This is a genomic window from Pseudomonas sp. BIGb0164 (assembly GCF_024810135.1).
GTDB lineage: Bacteria > Pseudomonadota > Gammaproteobacteria > Pseudomonadales > Pseudomonadaceae > Aquipseudomonas.
Genome location: NZ_JANUEA010000001.1, coordinates 233,352 through 258,985, shown reverse-complemented (window position 1 = coordinate 258,985; position 25,634 = coordinate 233,352). Strand labels below are relative to the sequence as shown.

Here is a 25,634-nt window from a genome sequence, read left to right as displayed (position 1 = left end):
CACGCCCATTGATAGCCCCCTAACGAAACGCCCATGCTAGAGGGCTGACCTCGCGCTTATATCATTCCGAATGATAGTTACCTTTGTTTCATTCGATTCGTGACATAGCACATCGCCGCGCATGATCCGCCCATCTCAAATACATTGGCGGATGCACCTCATGGAACAGTCACTCAAACATATGCGCTTCCCCTTGGCGATTTTGGCCGTGGTGGTGATGAGCGCATGCGGTAAAGCCCCGGAACAAGCGGCCGCCATGCCCCCCGCAAAAGTGAGCGTGGCCAAGGTGCTGGAACAACCGGTCAACGAGTGGGACGAATTCACCGGCCGTCTGGAAGCCCCGGAAACCGTGCAGATTCGTCCGCGCGTGTCGGGCCAGATCGATCAGGTGGCCTTCACCGAAGGCGCCCTGGTGAAAAAAGGCGACCTGCTGTTCCAGATCGACCCGCGTCCGTTCCAGGCTGAAGTGCGCCGCCTCGAAGCTCAGCTTGCCCAAACGAAAGCCGCCGCCACCCGTAGCGATAACGAAGCGCAACGGGGCGAACGCCTGCGTCAGAGCAACGCGATCTCCGCCGAACTCGCCGATTCGCGTACCACCGCCGCCCAAGAGGCCCGTGCAGCCGTCGCCGGTATCCAGGCGCAGTTGGACCTGGCCAAGCTGAACCTGAGCTTCACCCGAGTGACCTCGCCGATCAGCGGCCGCGTCAGCCGTGCCGAAATCACCGCCGGCAACCTGGTGACCGCCGACGTCACGGCGCTGACCAGCGTGGTCTCCACCGACAAGGTCTACGCCTACTTCGACGCCGATGAGCGCGTGTACCTCAAGTACACCGAACTGGCGCGCGAAGGCCGTCGTGGCGCAACCACCCCGGTGTACCTGGGCCTGTCCAACGAAACCGGCAACCCGCACCTGGGCCAGATGAACTTCGTCGACAACCAGGTCAACCCGGCCACCGGCACCATCCGCGGTCGCGCCGTGTTTGATAACAGCAAAGGCGAATACACCCCTGGCCTGTACGCCCGCCTCAAATTGGTTGGCAGCGGCACCTACTCCGCCGTGCTGATCAATGACGAAGCCGTGGGCACCGACCTTGGCAAGAAGTTCGTGCTGGTGATGGACGGCGACAAGCCGGCTTACCGCGCGGTGGAACTGGGGCCGAAGATCGAAGGCCTGCGCATCGTGCGCAGCGGTTTGAACAAGGACGACACCATCGTCGTGAAGGGCTTGCAGCGCATTCGCCCGGGGTCGCCGGTTGCACCGGAAACGATCCCGATGGCCAGCAAGGAAACCCTCGCCGCCTTGGCACAACAACGACAAGCGCTTGAAGCCAGCAACCTGGAGCAAGTGGCGCCGGATAAAGCCGCGCCCAAGCTCGCAGCCGTCGCGACTCCACGCGGTTAAGGGATACAACTCAAGATGAATTTTTCCAAGTTCTTCATTTCGCGGCCGATCTTCGCAGCGGTGCTCTCGCTGTTGATCCTGATCGCCGGTGCGATCTCGCTGTTCAAGCTGCCGATCAGCGAATACCCGGAAGTGGTGCCGCCGACCGTGGTGGTCCGTGCCAACTTCCCGGGCGCCAACCCCAAAGTCATCGGTGAAACCGTAGCTGCCCCTTTGGAGCAAGCCATCACCGGCGTCGAAAACATGTTGTACATGTCGTCGCAGTCGACCGCGGATGGCAAGCTGACCCTGACCATCACCTTCGCCCTGGGCACTGACCTGGACAACGCGCAGGTGCAGGTACAGAACCGTGTGACGCGGACTCAGCCAAAGCTGCCTGAGGAAGTGACGCGTATCGGTATCACCGTGGACAAGGCCTCCCCCGACCTGACCATGGTTGTGCACTTGACCTCCCCGGACAAGCGTTACGACATGCTCTACCTGTCCAACTACGCCTTGCTCAATGTCAAAGACGAGCTGGCCCGTTTGGGCGGCGTGGGTGACGTGCAACTGTTCGGCATGGGCGACTACTCCCTGCGTGTATGGCTGGACCCGAACAAGACCGCTTCGCGCAACTTGACCGCCACCGATGTAGTGACCGCGATCCGCGAGCAGAACCGCCAAGTGGCCGCTGGTGCCTTGGGTGCACAACCTGCACCGAATGCCACCAGCTTCCAGTTGTCGATCAACACTCAGGGCCGCTTGGTGACTGAGGAAGAGTTCGAGAACATCATCATTCGCTCTGGCGACAATGGTGAAATCACGCGCCTCAAGGACATCGCACGGGTAGAGCTGGGTTCCAGCCAGTACGCTTTGCGTTCGTTGCTCAACAACCAGCCGGCCGTGGCGATCCCGATCTTCCAACGCCCGGGCTCCAACGCGATCGAGATCTCCAACGAAGTGCGCGACAAGATGGCGGAGCTGAAAAAGAGCTTCCCGGAAGGCATGGACTTCAGCATTGTCTATGACCCGACCATCTTCGTGCGTGGCTCCATCGAAGCGGTGGTTCACACCCTGTTCGAAGCGCTGATCCTCGTTGTATTGGTAGTGATCCTGTTCCTGCAGACCTGGCGCGCCTCGATCATTCCGTTGGTGGCAGTGCCGGTATCGTTGATCGGTACGTTTGCGGTGATGCACCTGTTCGGCTTCTCGCTCAACGCCCTGTCGCTGTTCGGCCTGGTACTGGCGATCGGTATCGTGGTAGACGACGCCATCGTGGTGGTGGAGAACGTCGAGCGGAACATCGAACTGGGCCTGGAACCGTTCCCGGCCACTGAAAAAGCCATGAGTGAAGTGACTGGTCCGATCATTGCCACGGCCCTGGTGCTGTGCGCGGTGTTTATCCCGGCTGCGTTCATCAGCGGATTGACCGGGCAGTTCTATAAACAGTTCGCCTTGACCATTGCGATCTCGACGGTGATTTCGGCCTTCAACTCGCTGACCTTGTCCCCTGCCCTCGCGGCCGTGTTGCTCAAGGGTCACGATGCACCGAAGGACGGGTTCTCGCGGTTCCTCGACAAATTGCTGGGTGGCTGGTTGTTCCGCCCGTTCAACCGCTTCTTCGAGAAAGCCAGCCACGGTTATGTCGGCACCGTTCGCCGAGTGATTCGCGGCAGTGGTATCGCACTGTTCCTGTACGCCGGCCTGATGGTCCTGACCTGGCTGGGCTTTGCCCACACGCCCACCGGTTTCGTACCGGCCCAGGACAAGCAGTACCTGGTGGCCTTCGCTCAATTGCCGGACGCCGCGAGCCTGGACCGCACCGAAGACGTGATCAAGCGCATGTCTGACATCGCGCTGAAGCAACCGGGCGTGGAAAGTGCCGTAGCCTTCCCGGGCCTGTCGATCAACGGTTTCACCAACAGCCCGAACAGCGGCATCGTGTTCGTGACCTTGAAGCCGTTCGACGAGCGTAAAGACCCGAGCATGTCGGCCGGTGCGATTGCCGGTGCGCTGAACGGCAAATACAGCAGTATCCAGGAAGCCTACATGGCGATCTTCCCACCGCCGCCGGTACAGGGCCTGGGGACGATTGGTGGTTTCCGCCTGCAGATCGAAGACCGTGGCAACCTGGGTTATGACGAGCTGTACAAAGAAACCCAGAACATCATCACCAAGAGCCGTACCACGCCGGAGCTGTTCGGCCTGTTCACCAGCTACACGGTCAACGTGCCCCAGGTCGATGCTGCCATCGACCGCGAAAAGGCCAAGACCCACGGCGTGGCGATCAGCGACATCTTCGACACCCTGCAGATCTACCTGGGTTCGCTGTATGCCAACGACTTCAACCGCTTTGGTCGCACCTATCAGGTCAACGTGCAGGCTGAGCAGCAGTTCCGCCTGGATGAAGACCAGATCGGCCAGTTGAAAGTACGCAACAACAAAGGTGAGATGATCCCGCTGGCGACCTTCATCAAGGTCAGCGACACCTCGGGCCCGGACCGCGTGATGCACTACAACGGCTTTATCACCGCTGAAATCAACGGCAACGCCGCACCGGGCTACAGCTCCGGCCAGGCCCAGGCCGCGATTGAAAAGCTGCTCAAAGAAGAACTGCCGAATGGCATGACCTACGAGTGGACCGACCTGACCTATCAGCAAATCCTCTCGGGCAACACCGCGCTGTTCGTGTTCCCGCTCTGCGTACTGCTGGCGTTCCTGGTACTGGCCGCCCAATACGAAAGCTGGAGCCTGCCACTGGCGGTGATCCTGATCGTACCGATGACGCTGCTGTCGGCCATCACCGGGGTGATCATCTCGGGCGGCGACAACAACATCTTCACCCAGATCGGCTTGATCGTACTGGTGGGCTTGGCGTGCAAGAACGCGATTCTGATCGTCGAGTTTGCCAAGGATAAACAGCAGGAAGGCCTCGATCCGCTCGCGGCGGTACTGGAAGCCTGCCGTCTGCGTCTGCGGCCGATCCTGATGACCTCCTTCGCCTTCATCATGGGTGTGGTGCCTCTGGTGTTGTCCAGCGGTGCCGGTGCCGAGATGCGTCATGCCATGGGCGTGGCGGTGTTCTCCGGGATGATCGGTGTGACCTTCTTCGGTCTGTTGCTGACGCCAGTGTTCTACGTATTGATTCGTCGCTATGTCGAACGCGGCGAAGCGCGCAAAGCGGCCAAGGCCTTGAAGCTGGAGACACAGCAATGAGCGTAAAAGTATTCCTGCCGAGCTTGTTGGTACTGGCGCTGAGTGCCTGTGCCGTGGGCCCGGACTACAAGACCGAGAAGCTGGAGGCGGCCAACATCACGGCCGCCGCCGACACCAAGAGCTACGACCACGCCAAGTACGAAGGCATCTGGTGGCAGCAGTTCGACGACCCGACCCTCAACCAGCTGGTCACCCAGTCGTTGAGCGGTAACCGCGACCTGCGCGTGGCCTTTGCCCGCCTGCGAGCGGCACGTGCCATCCGTGACGATGTGGCTACCGACATCATGCCGGTGGTCACCACGCGCGCCAGCAGCGATGTGGGCAAGGGCCAGATCCCGGGCCAGACCACCAAACGTGTGAACAGCGAGCGTTATGACCTGGGCCTGGACATGGCCTGGGAAGTGGATCTGTTCGGCCGCATCCGCCGCAACCTGGAGGCCAGCGACGCTGACCAACAGGTCGCCGAAGCCGATCTGTACCAACTGCAAGTCACCATGATTGCCGAACTGGTGGACGCTTACGGGCAACTGCGCGGCGCTCAACTGCGCGAACGCATCGCCCTGGACAACCTGAAGAACCAGCAGGAATCCCGCGCCATCACCGTCAGCCTGCGTGACGCCGGTGTGGGTGATCAGCTGGATGTGGAACGCGCTGACGCACGCCTGGCCGCCGTCGAGGCCAGCGTGCCGCAACTGCAAGCCGAGCAAGTGCGCGAGCGTAACCGCATCGCCACCCTCCTCGGCCAGCGCCCGGACAAGCTGACCGTGGACCTGAGCCCCAAAGACCTGCCGGCGATTGCCAAGGCGTTGCCGATCGGTGACCCGGGGCAACTGCTGCAACGTCGCCCGGACATTCTCAGTGCCGAACGCAAACTGGCCGCCGCCACCGCGCGAATCGGCGTGGCCAAGGCCGACCTGTTCCCACGGGTCAGCCTCAGCGGCTTCCTCGGGTTTACCGCAGGGCGTGGTTCGCAGATCGGTTCAGCCGCCGCCAATGCCTGGTCCCTGGGCCCAAGCATCACCTGGGCAGCGTTTGACCTGGGCAGCGTGCGTGCACGTTTGCGCGGCGCAAATGCCGAGGCCGATGGCGCGTTGGCGACCTATGAGCAGCAAGTGTTGCTGGCATTGGAAGAGTCGGAAAATGCCTTCAGTGATTACGGCAAGCGCCAACAGCGTCTGGTCTCACTGATTCGTCAAAGCGAATCCAGCCGCGCCGCCGCTGACCTCGCCGCGATTCGTTATCGCGAAGGCACCGTGGACTTCCTGGTATTGCTCGACGCCCAGCGCGAACGCCTGGCCGCCGAAGACTCCCAGGCCCAGGCCGAAGTGGACCTGTACCGCGGCATCGTCGCGATCTACAAGGCCCTAGGCGGTGGCTGGCAGCCGGACACGGTGGTGGCCAGCGCCAAGTGATGTAAAGAGCTCCTTTGGTTGGTCGCATCCAGCCAATTTTTAGCCCCATGCCCCATTCGGTCGTGGGGCTTTTTTTTGTCAGGACTTCCTAAAATGTTGAAAGTAACTTCTGTAAGTCAAATTAGAAGGCCTTCGTAGGTAATATCCTAGTCCCGCGCTGTACCTCGCCGCCCGGCTTTAATGCCTCACAACCAACTCACATTTCAGACGCCACGCGCCATTAAAGCAATACGCACACGTGTCGACAACGAAGTGTCACTTATTACTAATGGAGGAAGGCGACATGGCTATCTTGTTGACTGCTGAACAGATGCGGTATGCCAAGGTTTGTTTCAACGTTATTACCTGGGGGTTCAGAGCATCTTCTCCTGCGGGTGTCAATGCCTTGAAGCGGACCGCGGCCGCAAACAGACCGTCAGCCAGTGGCAACTTACCCGAACGGGCACTTTGGGCAAGTTGCGGCAGCATTTTCTTGAGTCCCGCATGCCCGATATCCGACGACATGAACACCGGATCACTGCTGGAGCGCCAGTAGTGATATGCCTGCCCCGAGGCTGGCTTGTAGATGTCAGCCAGAGGGGTTCGTCAGCCGATCCGCAGCTGACGCTCGATTCCTGAAAAAGCGCGTGATGTCCTTCGAAGTGATCCTGCCCGGGCCACGTTCGTTAGGAGCGGCAGGTGGTGTGGCCGCAGGAGTGTTCCAGCCTTGATTGAGCGTGTATCCACCTTCAATGAACTCATTTGGCCCAGGAGTAGCCAAGGTAGAAAGTTCGGTTTCCGCCGACCTCAGGTTAGAGAAGTCCTTGTATTTGATCAGCATTTTTTCATTTGCCGTTTGATACTTTCTCATCAGTGCCGGTTCCGGCAGGATCATCGGCTCAGACAACGAAGGCATGCCTTTATTAGCGAACTGGGGCGCCGTCAGGTCAAAGGCGTACGTCTTGCCGTTGAAATCGCCGATAGGGAAAAAGTGATTTTGCACGCTGTTCGGGTTACGCGTAGGCCATATAAGCAGGGTTCGGTACCTGATGTTTGTAAAACCTTTGCGCCGCATGAATTCGGCGACAATTTCCGCGCATCTGGCGCACTCCCCTGCAGGATTCGTAAACGCCGTGGATAATTTGGGATCATTGCGGAGCATGTTCATGAAACCCTGCATTTCAGCGGGCAACTCACTGCTAGGGTTGGCTTCAATCTGTCGAAATGGCTGCACCCTGGAATCGACGACGGGCGGCGCAGTGCTTATTTGGCGCCTGTTGCTGGGGATGGGGGCCTGCACTGGCTCAGGCCGCGACAATTTCAGTTCGGTGGTTTTTGTGATCGCCTTGAACCCGTTGTTATTCGAGTCTTGAAGGTCCGCCAGGGCGTACAGCACCCTGGCCAATGGGTCATTGTTTTTTCCGAACGGTTGGTAACTCTTGGTCAGCGCAAACAACCAACTCGCGCGCGACAGCCCAGCAGGAGCATCAAGCGGCTTGAGGCGCGCCTCGAAGGCCGCATGGGCTATATCAGTGCCCAGCAGGTTGCTGGTACCTGTGGCGCGAAAATCGGTCGACGTGCCTGACAACGACCGTTGAATGTCCTCAATCACACGCATATCGGTCAAATCTGCGTGTTGAAACTGTTCAATCAGCTTGCGTACCTGTTCCTGGGGGAGCTTCACGCTGCTGGATGCTGCTACCCATGCAGCTGCCGCATTGATCGGCTGGCCCATCGCCGGAGTCATTTCCAGCGCAGGAGTATTAGTACGCAGCCCACCCAAAAACTCATCGATTGCCTTCAGACGCTTTAACTCGGTTTGCAACTTCGCTATGGCAAACTTGGTCTCGGTAGCACCGCTGTTCCAACTACGTGGCACCTGCAGATCTGAGCCGTGCGGTAGCAGGTTATTGGCGATCGACGCTCTGACCGCGTGCTTGCTGGTTTGCCCAATCAGTTGCAACCCGGTGGCTGAGGTGGTCGCTTTAAATTGCACGTGCTCGATCTTTTGAGCATCGTTCATTTTGTTCCAAGGGACATTCACGCCTCCAAAGCCGGGCCCCGCCGTTGGGGCAGGGGCAGGAGCGGGAGCAGGAGCAGGGGAAGTGCCAGGCTTGCTCTCAATCGGCAATTTCGAGTTCTGAGTGGGCTTAACTACCTGGCTGCCCACGCGTTTGCCCAAGTACTCACGAACGATACGCGGCATGTTGGCGTTAATGTACTGCTTGGCAAATCGTTGATAGCCAATTGCCGAAGCAAATTTATTCACGGTCTTTCCTGCGTCGATCGCCTTGCCACCAGCGAAAAAAAAGCCCGACAGCGTCGATTGAATGGCAGTCGTCAGCATTGAGATAAACGCCGCTCGATTGGCGCCATCTCGTACAGTGGGGTCGTCGGTGATCGCCCCCCGCAAGGCATTCACCCCGGCGTTGGCGGCACCGAGCGCAGCAAAGGTGATCGCCTTGAGCATAAACATCCCCGTTCCAGCACTGCCCAACATCGACAAATTGCTGAAGGTATTTAACATTTGTTGTATCACACTCAGAGCTTCAAGCCCGAAATCCTCCCATTTGGTATAGATCAACGAGTCAATATCCGAACCGACACGCGCGATATTCCCTTCGTATAACGCCCCGGCGAGTTTTTTTGTACTGTCTTGAGCTTCGAAGCTAAAAGGCTTCTTATTGATCTGCCCGACCGTCCTCGAAATTCCGATGTGCGCATTCGTGGAGTCTTTGTCTTTGAGGACATCGAATGCCTGCGTATCTCTCTGCGTTTTCAGCTGTTCGATAATTGGTAATTTCTGGGTGATCCATTCCTTGAATTTAGGGTCTGTTGGATACGTCGGTTCAGGTTCACTTTGGCGAGCACCAAACTTCCAATAGCGATTATTTCGCTCGCCAATATAAAAGGAAATGTCATCATCTACGCTGCACAGGACCGCTTTTTCGCCTTGGGTGACCGCAAATACGCCATTAACCACTGCTCCATGGAACTTAACCTGCGACGCCTTGAGATCGCCGTTCAGGAAGGCACTCATCAACTTGTAACCAGGGTCTGTGACGGGTGTTCTCTCTAGATAATTCAGGGCCGCGCTTTGTAGGCGGCGAAGTCGTCATCCAAGCGCTTCTGTATAGGGTTCCCTTTGCGAATGAAATCAACCAGCGCCTGCTGTTCAACTTCCACGGCCTCGAAGACTTGCCCATACTTGTCGCGCATTAATCTGATGTCGTTCAAATAGGTGCCCGTGACGATTTCCTTGAGGGTGTAGACCCTTTGCTTTCTAACGGGAGCCGTAAAATGCAGATTCGGGTTGGCCGGCTGCTTCTCCATGTAAGTCACGGTCAACTTGGTATCTGGCGTCATTCCCTGTTCGTCATCGGTCTTCTTTTCATATTCACGAATACGTTGCTTGATGACCTCATCCACCACGCTCGAAGGGTTCAGAATCGGCGCATAAATCGTATCGACCCACTTGCTCACCTGCGCGAGCACTTCGTCGATCTTGGCGACCAACTGTGATTCGTAAAGAGTTTCCTCCGGAGTCTTCTGGACCTCGGCACGCTTCACTCTCCCACTGCTCGACTGCGCGTTCAACTCCTCCTGGGTGGGCGCCGGATAGCGTGTCTTAAGTTTGGAACGCTGCACGCTTTCGTCGCTCAAACCGAAGTTGCTGCCCTCTCCAGGAGGCACTGGAGCGGATTTCGCCCTGACAGGAGCCTGTGGGGTATTGCCGGGAATTGAGGTGCCGGGGGCGCGTAGCGGGGTATATGTCGACAGCGGCATTTGACGTTCTCACACGAGGAAAGATCTCCACAGCCTGAAGTACGATTTACCAATGCTCTATCGGAAAAGTCTCTGCGAGGGGTCATACACAACGATCAATCAGCTTCACTCAAGATCAGGCTTCGATAGTGCCCTGGGTTGGAGCCAACCCATTTACGAAACGCCTTATAAAAAGAACTGATATCGGCAAACCCCAGTCGCGCCGCTATCTCGGCAAAGCTGATCTGTGGTTCCGCCAGCCACACAATCGCCAACTCTTTGCGCACGCTGTCCTTAAGGCCCTGATAAGTCTGCCCCTCCTCCGCCAGGCGGCGGCGCAGAGTGGAGGCCGAGATGCAATGGGTAGCCGCCAAGCCCTCGGTTTCAGGCCAGGTGTCGGGGGGCATCTGGCGCAGGTTGTGCTTGATGCGGGTGGCGAGGCTTTCGGGATCGCGGTATTTGACGAGGATGTTGGCGGGTGCGTGGGCAAGGAAACGTTTGAGTTCTTCAGCGTTGCGCTTGATCGGCAGGTCGAGGCAGTCGGCAGAAAAAATCATGCGGGTGCGTGGCCGATCAAACCGCAGGTTGTCAGAAAACATCACCTGGTAATCATCACAAAAATCCGGCTGAGGGCTGCGCAGCTCGATGGCCAGGATCGGAATGCGCCGTCCTGCCAGCCAGCACGCCACGCCGTGGACAATCATCCAATAGGCAAAGTAGGTAAACGCACGCTTGGGCTGTGGCTCGGGTTCAAGCAAGACAATCTCAGCCAGGCTCTGCTGACGCACCAACTGCGCCGGCAGGTGATCCAGCATCAACGACAGAAACCCCAGGCCGGCCTCGATCCCCTGCGCCAGGGTCGGTTGAGCCATGGCGGCACGGCACAGAAACTCCAGGCTGCCGGATTTGAGCTTGCGCGGGTCCATGCCGAAGAACTCATCGTCCATGCGCCGGGCCAGCAAACGCCACAGGCGCGCGTATGCCGTTGCTGGTACGCGGGCATCGGGAAGGTCGAGCCAGGCGGGGTCGATACCCACCTTGTTCAGCGCTTCGGTAGTGGCCATGCCGGGCGCACAGCTTTGCAGCAACGCCTCGCGGACAAGGTGAATGGAGATGGTGTCTTTTTCGGACATTGGCGCGTTCCGGGCCCTGTGTTGCGTGGAGTGCCGCCATCTTAGGGACTCGACTTACAAAAAAGTAGGTGTAACCCCGTCCCCCTGTGACGCAATGCCGCGCGACGGCCGTTTGGCGGGCCGTTCAGTCAAGGTTCAGTAAAGGTCAAGATTGCTTGTTTAGTAATGAGTATCATTATGTTACAAATTAGCATCCTATCCAGTCTCGACGCGGTGCCGAATGCTTGTTCCCTTTTTAATCATGCTGCGCGAAGGCATTGAAGCCGCACTGATCGTTGGCATCATCGCCAGTTACCTGCAGCAAACCGGCCGTGGCCAGTGGATGCCTGCCGTATGGATCGGCGTGTTCCTGGCCGCCGCACTGGCCCTGCTGGTGGGCGGTGGCCTGGAGTTGGTCAGTGCCGAATTCCCGCAGAAACAACAGGAGCTGTTCGAAGGTGTCGTCGGCCTGGTCGCCGTGGGCATTCTCAGTTCCATGGTGTTCTGGATGCGCAAGGTGGCCCGCTCCATCAAGCATGCCCTGCACGAATCCCTGGATCACGCATTGGCCGGCTCCAAGCACCAAGTCATCGCGCTGATTGCCATGGTGTTTTTCGCCGTGGCGCGTGAAGGGCTGGAGACGGTGTTCTTCCTGCTGGCCGTGTTCCAGCAGAGCGAAGGCCCCGGCGCACCGATTGGCGCCCTGCTCGGCCTGATCCTGGCGATTGTGGTCGGTTTCCTGATCTATTCCGGCAGCATGCGCCTGAACCTGGGTGCGTTCTTCCGCTGGACCGGTTTGTTCATCCTCGTGGTCGCCGCTGGCATCCTGGCCAATTCGGTCCAGGCCCTGCACGAAGCCGGGGTGTGGAACCACCTGCAAACCGTGCTGTTCGACTTCAGCGCTGCGCTGCCCATGGACAGCCCGCTGGGCTCGGTGCTGGCGGGCATGTTCGGCTATCAAGAGGCACCGACCGTCAGCACCCTGGGTGCTTATCTGATTTACCTGGTGGTGGCCCTGGTGATGTTTTTCCTGCCTTCGGCCCCTGCCAAGCCTGTCGCCAACTCTTCTTCCGTTTCCAGCCAGTAAGGACCGTCTCTTGTCCAACCCTACCCCTCAACCGGCCTCGCCCCCTCGCGCCCTGCGCTGGGCGGTGGCCGGCTCGGTGGTCGTGATGATCGCCGCCGGTGGCCTGTTCTACTACGCCTCACAATTGGCCGCCGCTAAACGCCAGACCAACCACAACGAAATTGCCGTGACCATCCACGGCCACGCCTGCGAGCCCAATGAGCTGACCGTGCCCGCAGGACGGGCGAGCTTCCGCATCATCAACCGCTCCGACCGGGCGGTGGAGTGGGAAATCCTCGACGGCGTACTGGTGATCGAAGAACGGGAAAACATCGCCCCGGGCCTCAGCCAGGTGATCAACGCCAACCTGTTGCCTGGCGACTACGCCATCACCTGCGGACTGTTGAGCAACCCACGGGGCACGCTGCACGTCACACCAACGGCGGAGTCCGACGCCCAGGCCAAGGCCAAACCGTCGATGGTGGCGTTCATTGGCCCGTTGTCGGAATTCCGCGTGTACCTGAGCGGCCAAGGCAGCGCATTGGTCAAGGCCGCCACGGCCCTGCAGCAAGCCATCGACGCCGGTGACCTGGCCCAGGCGCAAGCCTTGTACGTGCCGGCCCGCGAGGCCTACCAGCGCCTGGCCCCGGCGTCCCAGCGCCTGGCGGAGCTGGACAACGCGATCAACGCCCGCGCCGACTACTTTGAAAAACGCGAACAGGACCCAGCGTTCAGCGGCTTCCACCGCCTCGAATACAGCCTGTTCCAGCAGCGCAGCCTCGACGGTCTGGCGCCGGTTGCGCAGCGCCTGGTCGCCGACGTCACCAGCCTCAAACAACAACTGCTGGCCCAGTCCCTGCCACCTGAGCAACTGGTGAGCATTGTGGTGCGCAACCTCAACAGCCTCGCCGATGTACGCGCCGTCAGCGGTGAAGAGGAACGCTACAGCCATGTCGACCTGAACGGTTTTGCCGCCAATCTTGAGGCCGCCCATAAAGTGGTCGAGTTGATGCGTCCTTTGCTGACCAAATCGGCCGCCGACCTGTTGCCGAAAATCGACAGCGCTCTCAGCGCGTTCGATGGCGAACTCGCGGGTTTCAAAGTCAATAACAGTTACAGCTCGTACGACAGCGTTACCGCCGATCAGCGCAAGCAGATCGCCGACAAGGCCAAGGCTCTGGCCGTTGCACTCGATGGAATCGACCCCGCCCTTGGCCTTTCCGGCCTGCAGTGAAGACGACCGCACAGATGAGTGATTCAGAACAGTTTGACCTTCAGCGCCGCCGCGTCCTGCTGGGCATGGCCGCCACCGGTGCAGCCATTGCCGGCAGCACCCTGACCTGCCCGGCCATGGCCGCTGCCGCCGAGCAAGTCACCACCGCGCCGCGCAGTGACAAGACCCAGGACCACCATGATTTCTTCGGCAAGCACCAGAGCGGCATCGTCACCCCGCGCCCGGCTTGCGGCATGGTCGTTGCGTTCGACGTACTGGCCAGCGACCGGGAAGACCTGGAGCGTCTGTTCCGCACCCTGAACGAGCGCATCAGCTTCCTGATGACCGGCGGCACCGTGCCTCAGGTGGACCCGAAACTGCCACCGACCGATTCGGGCATCCTTGGCCCGGTGGTCACGCCGGACAACCTGACCATCACCGTGTCGGTCGGCGAATCGCTGTTCGATGAGCGCTTCGGCCTCACCGCCGTCAAACCCAAGCGCCTGAGCCGCATGGTGGGTTTCCCCAACGACGCGCTGGAGCCTTCGCAGTGCCACGGCGACCTAAGCCTGCAGTTCAGCTCCAATACCCCAGACACCAACATTCACGCCCTGCGCGACATCGTGAAGAACCTGCCGGACTTGCTGCTGGTGCGCTGGAAACAGGAAGGCAGCGTGCCACCCCAGGCCCCTGCCAAACCGGGCGAACCGGCGCAAAGTGCACGTAACTTCCTCGGTTTCCGTGACGGTTCGGCCAACCCGAACTCCACCGACGACAAGGCCATGGACCAGATTGTCTGGGTGCAACCTGGCAGTGACGAGCCCGCCTGGGCCGCAAACGGCAGCTACCAGGCCGTGCGCATCATCCGCAACTTCGTCGAGCGTTGGGACCGTACCCCGCTGCAGGAACAGGAAAGCATCATCGGCCGCGTCAAACCGACCGGCGCGCCCATGGATGGCGACAAGGAAACCCAGGTGCCGGACTACAGCAAGGACCCGGAGGGCAAGCTGACCAAGCTCGATGCCCACATCCGCCTGGCCAACCCACGTACCCCGCAGACTCAGGCCAACCTGATCCTGCGCCGGCCGTTCAACTACTCCAACGGCGTCAATAAAAACGGTCAGCTGGACATGGGGCTGTTGTTCATCTGCTACCAGGCTGACCTGGAGAAAGGCTTCATCAGCGTACAGACCCGGCTCAATGGCGAGCCCCTGGAGGAGTACCTCAAGCCGGTGGGCGGCGGGTATTTCTTCACCTTGCCGGGCGTCACGGGGCCCAAGGATTTCCTCGGGCGTACGCTGCTCGCTGCAACGCACCCTCAAACCACTGCCAACACCTAAAATAAACCCAGAGCGGAAACTGTCCCATGAAGAAGTCGACTATTGCGTTGTCGTTGTTGCTGTCCCTTTCGCCGCTGGCAGCCTTCGCCGCCACCGCACCGCTGGACCTGGTAGGCCCGGTTTCGGACTACAAGATCTACGTGACCGAAGAAATCGGCGAGCTGGTCACCCAGACCAAAGCCTTCACCGACGCGATCAACAAGGGTGACCTAGCCACCGCCAAGAAACTCTACGCACCGACCCGCGTGCACTATGAGTCCATCGAGCCGATCGCCGAACTGTTCAGCGACCTCGACGCCTCGATCGACTCCCGTGTTGACGACCATGAAAAAGGCGTGACCGCCGAAGACTTCACCGGCTTCCACCGCATCGAATACGTGCTGTTCTCGCAGAACACCACCAAAGGCCTGGAAACGCTGACCGCCAAGCTCAACACCGACGTCAACGATCTCAAGACCCGTGTCGACGGCCTGACCTTCCCGCCTGAGAAAGTCGTGGGCGGCGCCGCAGCCCTGCTCGAAGAAGTCGCCGCCACCAAGATCTCCGGCGAAGAAGACCGCTACAGCCACACCGACCTGTATGACTTCCAGGGCAATATCGACGGCGCGAAGAAAATCGTCGACCTGTTCCGTGGCCAGATCGAGAAGCAAGACAAGGCCTTCCTGGCCAAGGTCGACAAGAACTTCGCCACCGTGGACAAGATCCTGGCCAAGTACAAGACCAAGGACGGTGGTTTCGAGACCTATGACAAGGTCAAGGAAAACGATCGCAAAGCCCTGGTTGGCCCGGTCAACACCTTGGCAGAAGACCTGTCCACCTTGCGTGGCAAGCTGGGCTTGAACTAAGCAGCCGCGCAAAAAAAAGACCCGGGCCCCTCGACAGGGCCCGGGTCTTTTTTTGCCCGGTAATCAGAGTATCCGGTACAGCAAGCGCTCAATGCGTACGCGGCTGACCCGACGCAGGAACTTGCCCACCGCTTCCGGGTAGTCCAGCAGGGTTTGCAGCTGCTGGTACCTTTCGATGCGCGTGGTGTGCTGGTAAATCTGCGTCAGCTCCATACGCCGAGGTGCCAGCCACTCACCCTGCGGGTCATCGATGAGCAAGGCGTTTTCCAGGTCGAGGCGGAACGCGCGGGGGTTGAGGTTGTTGCCGGTGAGCAAGGTGTAGCGCTGGTCAACCCATATGCCCTTGAGGTGGTAGGTGTTGTCGCCGTCGCGCCACAGGTGCAGGTTCAACTGGCCGCTGTCGATCATCGGCTGATGGCGTTTGGCGAAGCGGCGCAGGCTGATTTCGTAGAGGTACGGCAGCGCCGCGATCACTTTGAACGGCTCACTCGGCGGGATATAGAAATCGTTGGCGGTCTTGTCGCCGACGATGATGTCGATCTTCACGCCTCGCGCCAACGCCCGGTTGATCTCTCGCGTCACCGGCAACGGTAGGTTGAAGTACGGCGTGCAGAGGGTGAGCTGGTGTTGGGCGCTGGCAATCAGCTCCAGCACCACACGGTTGAGTGGGTTGTTCTTGCCCACCCCCAGCAACGGGCTGACCGACAGGTGGCCATTGGGCAACTGCCCCGCCGTGGTGTCATAGGCCGCGTGCTTGAGGCGGCTGCGCAAGTCGCCGATATCGTTGCGCAAACTGCGGGTGGTGGGCGGGTTAGGCAGATCCAGGCGATTGACCGCTTTGGAGGCCACCAGGCCGTGCTCCACCAAATGCTGCATGGAGTCTGCCAGCGGTTGGCTGTGGATCAGGTGGTAACGGTCGAAGCGGTATTTTTCGAATTTGTGCAGGTACACATTGTTCAGGCTGGCGCCGCTGTACAGCACGCTGTCGTCGATCACGAAACCCTTGAGGTGCAGCACGCCAAACAGCTCGCGGGTTTGCACGGGCACGCCGTACACCGGCACCTGGCTTACGTGGGACGCAGTCATCGCTTGGTACCACGCGCTGTTGCCAGGCTGTTTGCCGGCACCGATCAGGCCGCGTTGGGCGCGCAACCAGTCGACCACCACCACGATGTCCAATTCCGGTCTTGCCGCCTTGGCCGCGTGCAGGGCGTCGTAGATCTCCTGCCCCGCTTCGTCCTGCTGCAAGTACAACGCCACGATGTAGATGCGCCGGGTGGCCTGGGGGATCTTCTCCAACAGGCAACGGCGGAACGCATCGGCGCCAGACAGCACCTCGATGGAATCGCTGGAAAGTGGGAAACCGCGCAGTTTGGGCAGCAGGGAGCGTTTGAAGAACGACGGCATAAGGCTCGCAATGGGTCGAATCCGAAGAGGCCCCGAGCTTACACCATGGGGGTGCTCAGGTCTCGCAGCAGCGCATGGAAAAAAGTTAATTGACCAAGAAGAATGATCGTTCTACTGTACGCCACATGAACGATATGACAGGCAACGAAACCCGCGACATCATCCTCGACGTCACCGAAAAGTTGATCTACCGCCATGGCATCGCCGCCACCGGCATGGACTTTCTGGTGAAAACCGCCGGTGTCTCGCGCAAAAGTATTTACCGTTACTTCGCCAATAAAGACGAGTTGGTGATTGCCGCCCTGCAGCGCCGCGACGAGCGCTGGATGCAGTGGCTGCGTGGCGAGGTGGAACGCAGCGAAGGCACGGGTGATCGCCTGTTGGCGCTGTTCAGCGCCCTCAAGGCCTGGTTCGGCTCGGCGGATTTTCGCGGCTGCGCCTTTATCAACACCAGCGGCGAAACCGGCGACCCGCACAACCCGGTGCGCCTGTTGGCCAAGGCCCACAAACAGAAACTGTTCGAGTACGCACTCGAACTGTGCCAAGCACATGGCACCCCCGACCCGGAACGGCAGGCCGCGCAACTGCTGATCCTGATCGATGGCGCCATTACCGTTGCCCTGGTGATGGGTGATTCAACAGCTGCCGATGATGCGCAATGCATGGCGCGAACGTTATTGGGACTTTGAAACCGCACGCCAAGCAACTTTCGATCATCCGTTATTGTATTCAGGAGCTGCCCGATGTCCTCTACCGCTGAAACTCGCCCGCCGCTGCCGCCGTTCACCCACGCCTCGGCCATCGAAAAAGTGCGCCTGGCCGAAGACGGCTGGAACTCCCGCGACCCACAACGGGTGTCCCTGGCCTATACGCTGGACACCCACTGGCGCAACCGCGCCGAATTCGTCACCCGCCGCGAAGAAGCCAAAGGTTTTCTGACCCGCAAATGGGCCAAGGAACTGGACTATCGGCTGATCAAGGAATTGTGGGCGTTCACCGACAACCGTATCGCCGTGCGTTATGCCTACGAATGGCACGACGACTCCGGCAATTGGTTCCGCTCCTATGGCAACGAGAACTGGGAGTTCGATGAGAACGGCCTGATGGCCAACCGCTTTGCCTGCATCAACGACCTGCCGATCAAGGAAAGCGAGCGCAAGTTCCACTGGCCGCTGGGCCGGCGCCCGGATGATCATCCGGGGCTGTCCGAGCTGGGGTTGTAACAAGAAGGGGCCGCATTGCGGCCCCTTCTTTCAATCCTGATTAAGACCGACGCGATACAGCACGCCGTTGTCTTCGTCAGTCAACACGTACAGGTAACCATCCGGCCCCTGGCGCACGTCGCGAATTCGTGCTTTCAGGCCGTCGAGCAGGCGCTCTTCATGGATCACCTTGTCACCGTCGAACTGCAACCGGATCAGTTCCTGGCTGGCCAGCGCACCGATAAACACGTTGTGCTGCCACGGTTTGAAGCGGTCGGCATCATAAAACGCCATGCCACTGATACCCGGCGACTTTTCCCACACGTGATGGGGCGGAACGGTGCCCTCCACGGCCTTGCCCTGGGCTTCGGGAATCGGCGTCAGCGAATAATTGATGCCATGGGTCGCCAACGGCCAGCCGTAGTTTTTGCCGCGCTCGATGATGTTGATTTCATCGCCACCGCGCGGCCCATGTTCGTTTTCCCAGATCGTGCCGCTCCAGGGGTTCAACGCCAGGCCCTGGGGGTTGCGCTGGCCATAGGACCAGATTTCCGGTCGCACGCCTTGCTGGCCAACAAAGGGGTTGTCTTCTGGCACGCGGCCATCCGGGAAGATCCGCACCACCTTGCCTTGCAGCTTGTCCAGGTCCTGGGCCGTGGGGCGGTCATTGTTCTCGCCAAGGGTCACGAACAGATAGCCGTCGCGGTCAAAGGCCAATCGTGAACCGAAGTGGTTGCCGGTAGACAGCTTGGGCTCCTGACGCAGGATCACTTTGAAATCCTTCAAGCCGCTCAAGTCATCCGCCAGGCGCCCGCGCCCGACAGCAGTGCCCGCCGTGCCGCCCTTGCCACCGCCTTCGGCGTAAGAGAGGTACACCATGCGGTCTTGCTTGAAGTCGGGCGACAGCACCACGTCCAGCAAACCGCCCTGCCCTTTGGCCCACACCTGCGGTACACCGGTCAGGGGCGCCGACAACTTGCCGTCCGGGCTGACAAAGCGCAGGTGGCCGGGGCGCTCCGTGACCAGGAAGCTTTGCTTGTCCGGCAGGAACGCCACGGCCCATGGGTGGTCCAGGCCCTTGGCGATTGGCGTGACCGAGAGGCTGCCTTGTTCACTGGGAAATTGTTGGGCTGGGGCGGCAAACACTGTTGTCAGGGGCAGCAACGTGCTTGCGCAGACAACGGCGAGAAGGGTTTTGCGTAGCAACATAAGGCGAAGTCCTTACCGGCACTCAAGGCCGGCGATTGCCGTTGGCATCAAAGGTGGGGGCTTTGGTTTCGGTCGCGGGACGACTGGGAGCGGCATCGCGCTTGGGATAACGGTTGCCGATACCGCCGTTTTCCACGGTGGGCCGGGGGCTGGTCGGGCCGATCTGCACACCGCGCGTGGCCGGCGCATTGGGCTGGGTGCCCTGCATGCTGTTGGGGTTGGCCCGGTGAATCGGGCTGTTGTTGGAATCGGTGCGGCCGGGCAGGCTTTGCGCCTGGGCCAGTGACGTGAGTGCCATACCCAACGCCAGCACTGCTAGATGACGCACACAGCTGTTCATGACAAAGCCTCTCTGAGGAGTAATACGTGCTTTCGATAACACGCTACGCCTTGGGTTCGGCTTTCGTAACTAAATAGTTTCTCATTAGGTGTAACACGATCTGTCCGCATATCTGCTCATCGAAACTTTTGCCAGCGCCCGCCGGTCACCTGAACACTGACTCTGTTCAAGGAACCGCAGCCATGCCACGGGCAATCTGGAAAGGCGCCATCAGTTTCGGCTTGGTCCATATACCGGTGTCGCTGGTGTCGGCAACGTCCGCTCAGGGCGTTGATTTTGACTGGCTCGACAAACGCAGTATGGACCCGGTGGGCTACAAACGCATCAACAAAACCACCGGCAAAGAGGTCACCAAAGACAACATCGTCAAAGGCGTGGCCTTCGAAAAAGGCCGCTACGTGGTGCTCAGCGAAGACGAAATTCGCTCGGCGCACCCCAAGTCGACCCAGACCATCGAGATCATCGCCTTTGTCGCCAGTGACCAGATCCCGTTGCAGAACATCGACACGCCCTACTTCCTCGCCCCGGACAAACGCGGTGGCAAGGTCTACGCCCTGCTGCGCGAAACCCTGAAGAAAACCCAAAAAGTCGCGCTGGCCAATGTGGTGCTGCACACCAAGCAGCACCTGGCCGCCTTGATGCCGCTGGATTCAGCCCTGGTGCTGGTGATGTTGCGCTGGCCCGCCGAAGTGCGCAGCCTGGATGAGTTGGAACTGGGCAGCGACGTCACCAAGCCGAAGCTGGCCAAAGGCGAGTTGGACATGGCCAAGCGCCTGGTAGAGGACATGAGTGCCGACTGGCAACCCGACGAGTACCGCGACAGCTTCCAGGAGAAGATCCTGGCGCTGGTGGCAAAAAAAGCCAAGGCCGGCAAAATCGAAGACGTGGAAACCACCCAAGGCAGTGACGAGCGCAAATCGGCCGACGTGATCGACCTGACCGAACTGCTCAAACGCAGCCTGGCCGGCAAACCGGCCAAGAAACCTGCCGCGAAGAAAGCCACCAAAGCCTCCTGAGCCACGGAACCTCCCATGCCAAAGCCCTTGAGCGAGTACAACCGCAAGCGCGACTTCGAGATCACCGCAGAACCGGCGGGCAACGCACCGAGTCGCCAGCGCAAAACGTCGGCACTGTCGTTCGTGATTCAAAAACACGATGCACGCAACCTTCACTACGACTTTCGCCTTGAACTCGATGGTGTGCTCAAAAGCTGGGCGGTGCCCAAAGGGCCGAGCCTTGACCCCAGCCAGAAACGCCTGGCAGTACACGTCGAAGACCACCCTTTGAGCTATGGCGGCTTCGAAGGCACCATTGCCCCCGGCCAATACGGCGCCGGGGATGTCATCGTCTGGGACCGTGGCGTATGGCAACCCCATGACGATCCGCACAAGGCTTACGCGGCGGGCAAACTTAAATTCACCCTGATCGGCGAAAAACTCTCCGGCGATTGGGCGTTGGTGCGCACCCGTCTCAAAGGCAGTGGCGACAAAGAGCAATGGTTGCTGATCAAGGAAAAAGACCCTCAGGCACGCCCTGCCACTGATTACGACATCGTCCAGGCCATGCCCAAAAGCGTGCTCAGCGACGCCACAGTCGGCAAATCCAAAACCCGGGCCAAACGCGAGAAAAAGCCAATCACTCTCCCCGAGCAACTCACGCCGCAGTTGGCCACTCTGGTCGATCGCGCGCCAGACGGTGACTGGCAGTACGAAATCAAATTTGACGGCTACCGCATGCTTGCGCGCATTCTTGACGACGAAGTACGCCTGTTCACCCGTAATGGCCACGACTGGACCGAGCGCCTGCCGCGTCAGGTCAAGGCGTTGCAAGCCCTCAAGCTCAAGGACAGTTGGCTCGATGGTGAAGTGGTCAGCCTCAACGGTGACGGCTTGCCGGATTTTCAGGCGTTGCAGAACGCCTTCGATATCGGCCGCAGCCTGGACATCGTGTATTACCTGTTCGATGCGCCATTCCTGGGCGGAGTGGACCAACGCAAGGCGCCCGTCGAGGAACGTCGGGCGGCGCTGAAATCCGTACTCAGCAGGAGTCGCAGCAAACTGCTGCGGTTTTCCGAAGCCTTTGTCGCCAACCAGCGCGACATCATTGAAAGCGCCTGCGACCTGGCCCTAGAAGGCGTCATCGGCAAGCGCCTGGGCAGCCCGTATGTGTCCAACCGCAACACAGACTGGATCAAGCTCAAATGCCGTTTGCGCCAGGAGTTCGTCATCGTCGGCTACACGCGCCCCAAAGGCTCGCGCACCGGGTTCGGCGCCCTGCTGCTGGCGGTGAACGACGCGACGGGCCTGGTGTATGCCGGGCGCGTCGGCACCGGGTTTGATCAGCCCTCGCTGAAAGCCATCTACGCGCAGCTCACACCGCTTGAGTGCAAGGCCTCACCGCTGGCAACACCGCTGAACAGCACTCAAGCACGCGGTGTACATTGGGTGGAACCTGCGCTGGTCGGCGAGGTGCACTTTGCCGAATGGACGCGGGAAGGCATCGTACGCCAGGCTGCATTTGTGGCACTGCGCACCGACAAGCCGGTGTCACAGATCATTCATGAGCAACCGCGTGCGGCGAAGTCGCTGAAAGCCTCCAGGCCCCAAAAAACGGAGGCTGGCGTGAACATCACTCACCCCGACCGGGTCATCGACCCGCAAAGCGGTACACAAAAGCAACAGTTGGCGGCCTTTTACGAGGGTATCAGCGAATGGCTCTTGCCCTTCCTGCGTCATCGGCCTGTGTCACTGCTGCGCGCACCGGAAGGCATCGAAGGTGAGCAGTTCTTCCAAAAACATGCCGAGCGCCTCGCCATTCCCCACATCAAGCAGCTGGACCCGGCGCTGGATCCTGGCCATGCGCGCTTGATGGAAATCGACAGCGTGAGCGCCCTGGTCGGCGCCGTGCAGATGGGCGCCATAGAGCTGCATACCTGGGGCGCCACCTCGGACAAGATCGAAACGCCAGACCTGTTTGTGCTCGACCTGGACCCTGACCCTGCGCTGCCGTGGAAAACCATGCTGGAGGCGGCGCAGCTCACGCTGTCGGTACTCGATGAGTTGGGGCTGGACGCCTTCGTCAAGACCAGCGGTGGCAAGGGCTTGCACCTGGTGATTCCGCTGGCGCGCCGGGATGGCTGGGACACGGTGAAAGCCTTCGCCAAAGCCATCGCGCAGTTCATGGCGCAGCAGTTGCCCGAGCGCTTCACCGCCACGGCCGGGCCGAAAAACCGCATCGGCAAGATCTTCATCGATTACCTGCGCAATGCGCGCGGCGCGAGCACGGTCGCGGCTTATTCCGTGCGGGCGCGGCCGGGCCTTCCCGTGTCAGTGCCGGTGAGTCGTGAGGAGTTGAAAGACGTACGCGGTGCCCAGCAGTGGACGGTCGCCAACCTGCAGGAACGCTTGAAGGGTTTGAAAGCCGACCCGTGGGCCGGGTATGCCAATCGGCAGAAGCTCAGCAAAAAAATGTGGGACAAGCTGGGCGCGCGCCCACCCGAGTGAGCGGCGCCCGATCGCGCTTCAGATCAGGATGAAGATCAGCGCCAAGCCGGCGAAAATCGCCCACTTTTCCAGGTAGTAGCGCGCACGGTTGCGTTTCTTCAGTTCCTTGCCGCGCAAGCGAATCTTGTACAGGCGGGTAAACGCGCGGTTCAAACCACCGGTCTTGTCGCCATCATCGTTCGGCGAACCGGCTGCAGCCATCACATTGCGGCTGAACCAGCGGTTGAACGCCGCCGCCCAGCGGTACTTCATCGGCCGCTCGATATCGCAGAACAGGATGATGCGGTTTTGCTGAGTGGTGTTTTCAGCGTAGTGGATGTAGGTCTCGTCGAACATCACCGGCTCGCCGTCGCGCCAATAGTAACTTTCGCCGTCCACGTTGATGTAGCAACCCGGGTCATTCGGTGTGTCCAGACCCAGGTGGTAACGGTAGGAACCGGCATACGGATCACGGTGGCGGACCAGCTTGGAGCCCGGTGGCAACTCGGCGAACATCGCGGCCTTGATCGAACCGATGCTCTGCACCAGTTCGGTGGTGCGCGGGCACAGCTTCATGGCCGACGGGTGGCTGTCGCCGTACCACTTGAGGTAGAAGCGCTTCCAGCCCGACTTGAAGAAGGAGTTGAAACCGACGTCGTTGTACTGGTCGGAGCGCTTGATCGCCCCGGCCTGCATCAGGTTCTGGCCTTCCTGGCGGATCTCTTCCCAGTGTTCCTGCAACGGTGCCAGGTCGGGAAAGTCGCTTGGCGACAGGTACGGTCGGCTGGGTTGCTTGGAGAAGAGGTAGAGAAAGCAGTTGATCGGCGCCAGGAATGTCGAGTGATCGCTAAGCTGGCGACCCAGCTTGTGTCGCACCCGGCCACGCAGGTGTACATACGCAATGGAGGCAACGTAGAGAGCAACAATGATGAGTTTCAAGGGATTCGTCACACGTCAGTAGAGAGAACAGGCTGCTCCTGCGTGCCCACGACGGCCGAGGATTGAATAAGCAGCACCTGAAATCACAATTCACATTTATGCGGCACGACCGGCTAAATGAGCACCGGTTCATCACCATTGGCAGTTATTTAGCCACAGTTTGTAACCAAAGGTTAACTAAGAATTGTGAAAACCTGTCCATTCAATGTGCTGGATCAATGCCAACGCTTGCCTTGCAACGCCGCGATGCGGCACTGTCCGCAACCCCTTACTGCAAAAAGGAATTTGTATGTCGTCCCGCACCGACGTGGATTTTCAAGCCCTTCAGGGCACCTGGGAACAGACCGCTCTCGAAGACAGTGGTGTGCTGAACCCGGTCGACGCCCATAGCGCTCCCGGCGCCGTGACGATTATCAGCGGTGACAGCTTTGAAGTGCTGACTACCGAGGGCAAAGTGTTGTTGGCCGGCCGTTTTTCCCTGGACAGCACGACAACCCCCAAGAGCATTACCTGGGTCGACACCATCGGCGAAGACGCCGGTAAACAATTGCCCGCCAGTTACCGCCTTGAAGACGACGACTTCGTGTTCATCGCCGCCGATGAAGGCATGCCCAGGCCGACCGAATTCAGCACCGGGCCGGGTCAGACCATGCGAACATTCGTACGTCGCCGGTGACCCATACACATCCGAATTTGCGACACGCTTTTCACAAGGCCTTCACTTTCCCACCTATAGGGTGAAGCCTACCTACTCCAGTGAATCCCTTGGCCCGCCACTCTCGCGGGCCTTTTTTTGCCTGCACACCAGTGGATTACACGGACCGTTTAGTGGCCGTCAGGGTGAAACACATTGGCAGTTGCGCGCTCTGGTGCTCGTACTGATCGTAGAGTTCTTCACGATTGGAATGCGGGTACTCCTGCAAGTGGCTGATCTGCAACTGCGCCGCAACCGCGCCGCTGACGATGCTCCCCAGCGTATGCACATACCAATAGGACGCCGGCCCGGCTTCGGCCTTGGTACCTTCGTAGACAATCGACTCCTGCAATACGAACGGATCGCGCTGGAAGTACGAACTGGCCGGCAACAGCGGGTTGTCGGCCCTGGGGTCGAACACCTCCAGAAACGGATGGGTTTCGTAGATCACCAGTGTGCCGCCCGGCTTTAAGGTGCTGGCCGCATGACGCATGAACAGCGCCACGTCCGGCATCCAGCCCAGCACGCCGATAGTCACCAAGGCGACATCGAACTGGCCGAGCAAATGCTCAGGCAAGTGGTGAATATCCGTCTCAATGAATTCAGGTTTGTGGGGTGAAATATGAGCCAGCTCCTGGGCCTGCTGAAGAAAAGCTCTGGACTGATCCACGCCCACCACAGAACGAGCGCCAAGCCCAAACAGCGACAGGCTCTCACGGCCGTTGTTGCAGCACAGTTGCACCACGTCCTTGCCGGCAACGCCGACGTCTTGCAGCAGTGCGGTAATGGTCGGGTCCAGGCACGAAAAACCCGGCTGGGCAACCGACGCCACCAGCGCTTTCCAAGTGGCGGTGCCTTTGTGCAGCGCGGCCGAAGCGTCCCAAGCGGCCTTGTTGCGGGTGATAGCCTGTTGGGCTGAGGGCATGTCCATTGCGACTCCAGGATTTGAATAAAGCGGGGTTCGGAAAATAAGCCAATTGCCTGTCAGATAAAACCCTCATGCATGGCGAAACTAATCCCCGGGCCTACAGG

Annotated in this window: 21 protein-coding genes; 12 read left to right on the top strand and 9 right to left on the bottom strand. The window is 59.7% G+C overall.

From position 1 onward, the window contains the following. The first annotated feature begins 160 nt into the window (after positions 1-160). The 3 genes from mexE to M2394_RS01020 are packed head-to-tail and all read left to right on the top strand — an operon-like array spanning position 161 to position 6,009. Complete coding sequence (gene mexE / locus M2394_RS01030; RefSeq protein ID WP_178923828.1) at positions 161-1,402, top strand: multidrug efflux RND transporter periplasmic adaptor subunit MexE; 1,242 nt, start codon at positions 161-163, stop codon at positions 1,400-1,402. Between the two features lie 15 nt (positions 1,403-1,417). Further along, positions 1,418-4,597 carry an efflux RND transporter permease subunit gene (locus M2394_RS01025; RefSeq protein WP_178923826.1) on the top strand — a complete coding sequence of 1,060 codons (3,180 nt, stop codon included), beginning with the start codon at positions 1,418-1,420 and terminating at the stop codon, positions 4,595-4,597. Continuing rightward, the gene (locus M2394_RS01020; RefSeq protein ID WP_178923824.1) at positions 4,594-6,009 is read left to right on the top strand and encodes an efflux transporter outer membrane subunit; all 1,416 of its coding nucleotides are present in this window, start codon (positions 4,594-4,596) and stop codon (positions 6,007-6,009) included. Before M2394_RS01025 ends, M2394_RS01020 begins: the two co-directional genes overlap by 4 nt. A gap of 255 nt (positions 6,010-6,264) precedes the next feature. Here M2394_RS01020 and M2394_RS01015 read toward each other — a convergent pair whose 3' ends face one another. The 4 genes from M2394_RS01015 to M2394_RS01000 all read right to left on the bottom strand — a co-directional run bounded on the left by M2394_RS01015 (position 6,265) and on the right by M2394_RS01000 (position 10,886). Continuing rightward, positions 6,265-6,513 (bottom strand): hypothetical protein, encoded by a 249-nt coding sequence (locus M2394_RS01015; protein ID WP_259171319.1) that lies wholly within the window; start codon positions 6,511-6,513, stop codon positions 6,265-6,267. Between the two features lie 64 nt (positions 6,514-6,577). Then, a complete protein-coding gene (locus M2394_RS01010; RefSeq protein ID WP_259171318.1) occupies positions 6,578-9,028 on the bottom strand; it encodes a hypothetical protein in 2,451 nt (816 codons plus the stop codon). Positions 9,029-9,072: 44 nt separating this feature from the next. Then, positions 9,073-9,774, bottom strand: a complete 702-nt coding sequence (locus M2394_RS01005) for a hypothetical protein (protein WP_259171317.1) — start codon at positions 9,772-9,774, stop codon at positions 9,073-9,075. A gap of 95 nt (positions 9,775-9,869) precedes the next feature. Next, entirely contained in the window at positions 9,870-10,886 is a 1,017-nt protein-coding gene (locus M2394_RS01000; RefSeq protein ID WP_178923816.1) for an AraC family transcriptional regulator, read from the bottom strand. Positions 10,887-11,106: 220 nt separating this feature from the next. Here M2394_RS01000 and efeU point away from each other — a divergent pair, with 220 nt between their 5' ends. The 4 genes from efeU to efeO (M2394_RS00980) are packed head-to-tail and all read left to right on the top strand — an operon-like array spanning position 11,107 to position 15,329. Next, positions 11,107-11,952 (top strand): iron uptake transporter permease EfeU, encoded by an 846-nt coding sequence (gene efeU, locus M2394_RS00995; RefSeq protein ID WP_178923814.1) that lies wholly within the window; start codon positions 11,107-11,109, stop codon positions 11,950-11,952. A 10-nt stretch (positions 11,953-11,962) separates the two neighbouring features. Continuing rightward, complete coding sequence (efeO, locus tag M2394_RS00990) at positions 11,963-13,165, top strand: iron uptake system protein EfeO (protein ID WP_178923812.1); 1,203 nt, start codon at positions 11,963-11,965, stop codon at positions 13,163-13,165. Between the two features lie 14 nt (positions 13,166-13,179). Further along, positions 13,180-14,484 (top strand): iron uptake transporter deferrochelatase/peroxidase subunit, encoded by a 1,305-nt coding sequence (efeB, locus tag M2394_RS00985; RefSeq protein ID WP_178923810.1) that lies wholly within the window; start codon positions 13,180-13,182, stop codon positions 14,482-14,484. Between the two features lie 26 nt (positions 14,485-14,510). Beyond that, positions 14,511-15,329 carry an iron uptake system protein EfeO gene (efeO, locus tag M2394_RS00980; RefSeq protein ID WP_176998162.1) on the top strand — a complete coding sequence of 273 codons (819 nt, stop codon included), beginning with the start codon at positions 14,511-14,513 and terminating at the stop codon, positions 15,327-15,329. 63 nt (positions 15,330-15,392) lie between these two features. Here efeO (M2394_RS00980) and pssA read toward each other — a convergent pair whose 3' ends face one another. Continuing rightward, positions 15,393-16,736 (bottom strand): CDP-diacylglycerol--serine O-phosphatidyltransferase, encoded by a 1,344-nt coding sequence (pssA, locus tag M2394_RS00975; protein WP_259171313.1) that lies wholly within the window; start codon positions 16,734-16,736, stop codon positions 15,393-15,395. 125 nt (positions 16,737-16,861) lie between these two features. Between pssA and M2394_RS00970 the strand changes: the two genes are divergently transcribed. Both M2394_RS00970 and M2394_RS00965 read left to right on the top strand, forming a co-directional pair. Next, positions 16,862-17,425 (top strand): TetR/AcrR family transcriptional regulator, encoded by a 564-nt coding sequence (locus tag M2394_RS00970; RefSeq protein WP_178923806.1) that lies wholly within the window; start codon positions 16,862-16,864, stop codon positions 17,423-17,425. 54 nt (positions 17,426-17,479) lie between these two features. Next, positions 17,480-17,959, top strand: a complete 480-nt coding sequence (locus tag M2394_RS00965) for a nuclear transport factor 2 family protein (RefSeq protein ID WP_259171309.1) — start codon at positions 17,480-17,482, stop codon at positions 17,957-17,959. 30 nt (positions 17,960-17,989) lie between these two features. Here M2394_RS00965 and M2394_RS00960 read toward each other — a convergent pair whose 3' ends face one another. Together M2394_RS00960 and M2394_RS00955 are read right to left on the bottom strand one after the other, a co-directional pair. Continuing rightward, entirely contained in the window at positions 17,990-19,147 is a 1,158-nt protein-coding gene (locus M2394_RS00960; RefSeq protein ID WP_259171308.1) for a PQQ-dependent sugar dehydrogenase, read from the bottom strand. A 22-nt stretch (positions 19,148-19,169) separates the two neighbouring features. Next, positions 19,170-19,487: a hypothetical protein gene (locus tag M2394_RS00955; RefSeq protein ID WP_178925993.1), complete on the bottom strand. Its 318-nt coding sequence runs from the start codon at positions 19,485-19,487 to the stop codon at positions 19,170-19,172. A gap of 182 nt (positions 19,488-19,669) precedes the next feature. On the opposite strand from M2394_RS00955, the gene M2394_RS00950 reads away from it, so the two are divergent. Then, positions 19,670-20,503 (top strand): Ku protein, encoded by an 834-nt coding sequence (locus tag M2394_RS00950; protein WP_259171306.1) that lies wholly within the window; start codon positions 19,670-19,672, stop codon positions 20,501-20,503. Between the two features lie 15 nt (positions 20,504-20,518). After that, positions 20,519-22,990, top strand: coding sequence for a DNA ligase D (ligD, locus tag M2394_RS00945; RefSeq protein ID WP_259171305.1), 2,472 nt, complete (start codon positions 20,519-20,521; stop codon positions 22,988-22,990). 18 nt (positions 22,991-23,008) lie between these two features. Here ligD and lpxO read toward each other — a convergent pair whose 3' ends face one another. After that, positions 23,009-23,908, bottom strand: a complete 900-nt coding sequence (lpxO, locus tag M2394_RS00940) for a lipid A hydroxylase LpxO (RefSeq protein WP_178925968.1) — start codon at positions 23,906-23,908, stop codon at positions 23,009-23,011. Between the two features lie 289 nt (positions 23,909-24,197). On the opposite strand from lpxO, the gene M2394_RS00935 reads away from it, so the two are divergent. Next, complete coding sequence (locus tag M2394_RS00935) at positions 24,198-24,584, top strand: TIGR03067 domain-containing protein (protein WP_259171303.1); 387 nt, start codon at positions 24,198-24,200, stop codon at positions 24,582-24,584. A gap of 136 nt (positions 24,585-24,720) precedes the next feature. On the opposite strand, the gene M2394_RS00930 is transcribed toward M2394_RS00935, so the two are convergent. Further along, positions 24,721-25,533 (bottom strand): bifunctional 2-polyprenyl-6-hydroxyphenol methylase/3-demethylubiquinol 3-O-methyltransferase UbiG, encoded by an 813-nt coding sequence (locus M2394_RS00930; protein WP_259171302.1) that lies wholly within the window; start codon positions 25,531-25,533, stop codon positions 24,721-24,723. Between the last annotated feature and the right edge of the window lie 101 nt (positions 25,534-25,634).

Excerpts from the sequence above, each read along its gene's own strand:
- M2394_RS00950 (WP_259171306.1), top strand. The coding sequence starts at position 19,670 with ATGCCACGGGCAATCTGGAAAGGCGCCATCAGTTTCGGCTTGGTCCAT.
- M2394_RS00970 (WP_178923806.1), top strand. The coding sequence starts at position 16,862 with ATGAACGATATGACAGGCAACGAAACCCGCGACATCATCCTCGACGTC.
- M2394_RS00960 (WP_259171308.1), bottom strand. The coding sequence starts at position 19,147 with ATGTTGCTACGCAAAACCCTTCTCGCCGTTGTCTGCGCAAGCACGTTG.
- efeB (WP_178923810.1), top strand. The coding sequence starts at position 13,180 with ATGAGTGATTCAGAACAGTTTGACCTTCAGCGCCGCCGCGTCCTGCTG.
- M2394_RS00965 (WP_259171309.1), top strand. The coding sequence starts at position 17,480 with ATGTCCTCTACCGCTGAAACTCGCCCGCCGCTGCCGCCGTTCACCCAC.
- M2394_RS01000 (WP_178923816.1), bottom strand. The coding sequence starts at position 10,886 with ATGTCCGAAAAAGACACCATCTCCATTCACCTTGTCCGCGAGGCGTTG.
- M2394_RS01005 (WP_259171317.1), bottom strand. The coding sequence starts at position 9,774 with ATGCCGCTGTCGACATATACCCCGCTACGCGCCCCCGGCACCTCAATT.
- pssA (WP_259171313.1), bottom strand. The coding sequence starts at position 16,736 with ATGCCGTCGTTCTTCAAACGCTCCCTGCTGCCCAAACTGCGCGGTTTC.
- M2394_RS00930 (WP_259171302.1), bottom strand. The coding sequence starts at position 25,533 with ATGGACATGCCCTCAGCCCAACAGGCTATCACCCGCAACAAGGCCGCT.
- M2394_RS01015 (WP_259171319.1), bottom strand. The coding sequence starts at position 6,513 with ATGTCGTCGGATATCGGGCATGCGGGACTCAAGAAAATGCTGCCGCAA.
- M2394_RS00935 (WP_259171303.1), top strand. The coding sequence starts at position 24,198 with ATGTCGTCCCGCACCGACGTGGATTTTCAAGCCCTTCAGGGCACCTGG.
- efeO (WP_176998162.1), top strand. The coding sequence starts at position 14,511 with ATGAAGAAGTCGACTATTGCGTTGTCGTTGTTGCTGTCCCTTTCGCCG.
- ligD (WP_259171305.1), top strand. The coding sequence starts at position 20,519 with ATGCCAAAGCCCTTGAGCGAGTACAACCGCAAGCGCGACTTCGAGATC.
- M2394_RS01025 (WP_178923826.1), top strand. The coding sequence starts at position 1,418 with ATGAATTTTTCCAAGTTCTTCATTTCGCGGCCGATCTTCGCAGCGGTG.
- mexE (WP_178923828.1), top strand. The coding sequence starts at position 161 with ATGGAACAGTCACTCAAACATATGCGCTTCCCCTTGGCGATTTTGGCC.
- M2394_RS00955 (WP_178925993.1), bottom strand. The coding sequence starts at position 19,487 with ATGAACAGCTGTGTGCGTCATCTAGCAGTGCTGGCGTTGGGTATGGCA.
- efeU (WP_178923814.1), top strand. The coding sequence starts at position 11,107 with ATGCTTGTTCCCTTTTTAATCATGCTGCGCGAAGGCATTGAAGCCGCA.
- M2394_RS01020 (WP_178923824.1), top strand. The coding sequence starts at position 4,594 with ATGAGCGTAAAAGTATTCCTGCCGAGCTTGTTGGTACTGGCGCTGAGT.
- M2394_RS01010 (WP_259171318.1), bottom strand. The coding sequence starts at position 9,028 with ATGAGTGCCTTCCTGAACGGCGATCTCAAGGCGTCGCAGGTTAAGTTC.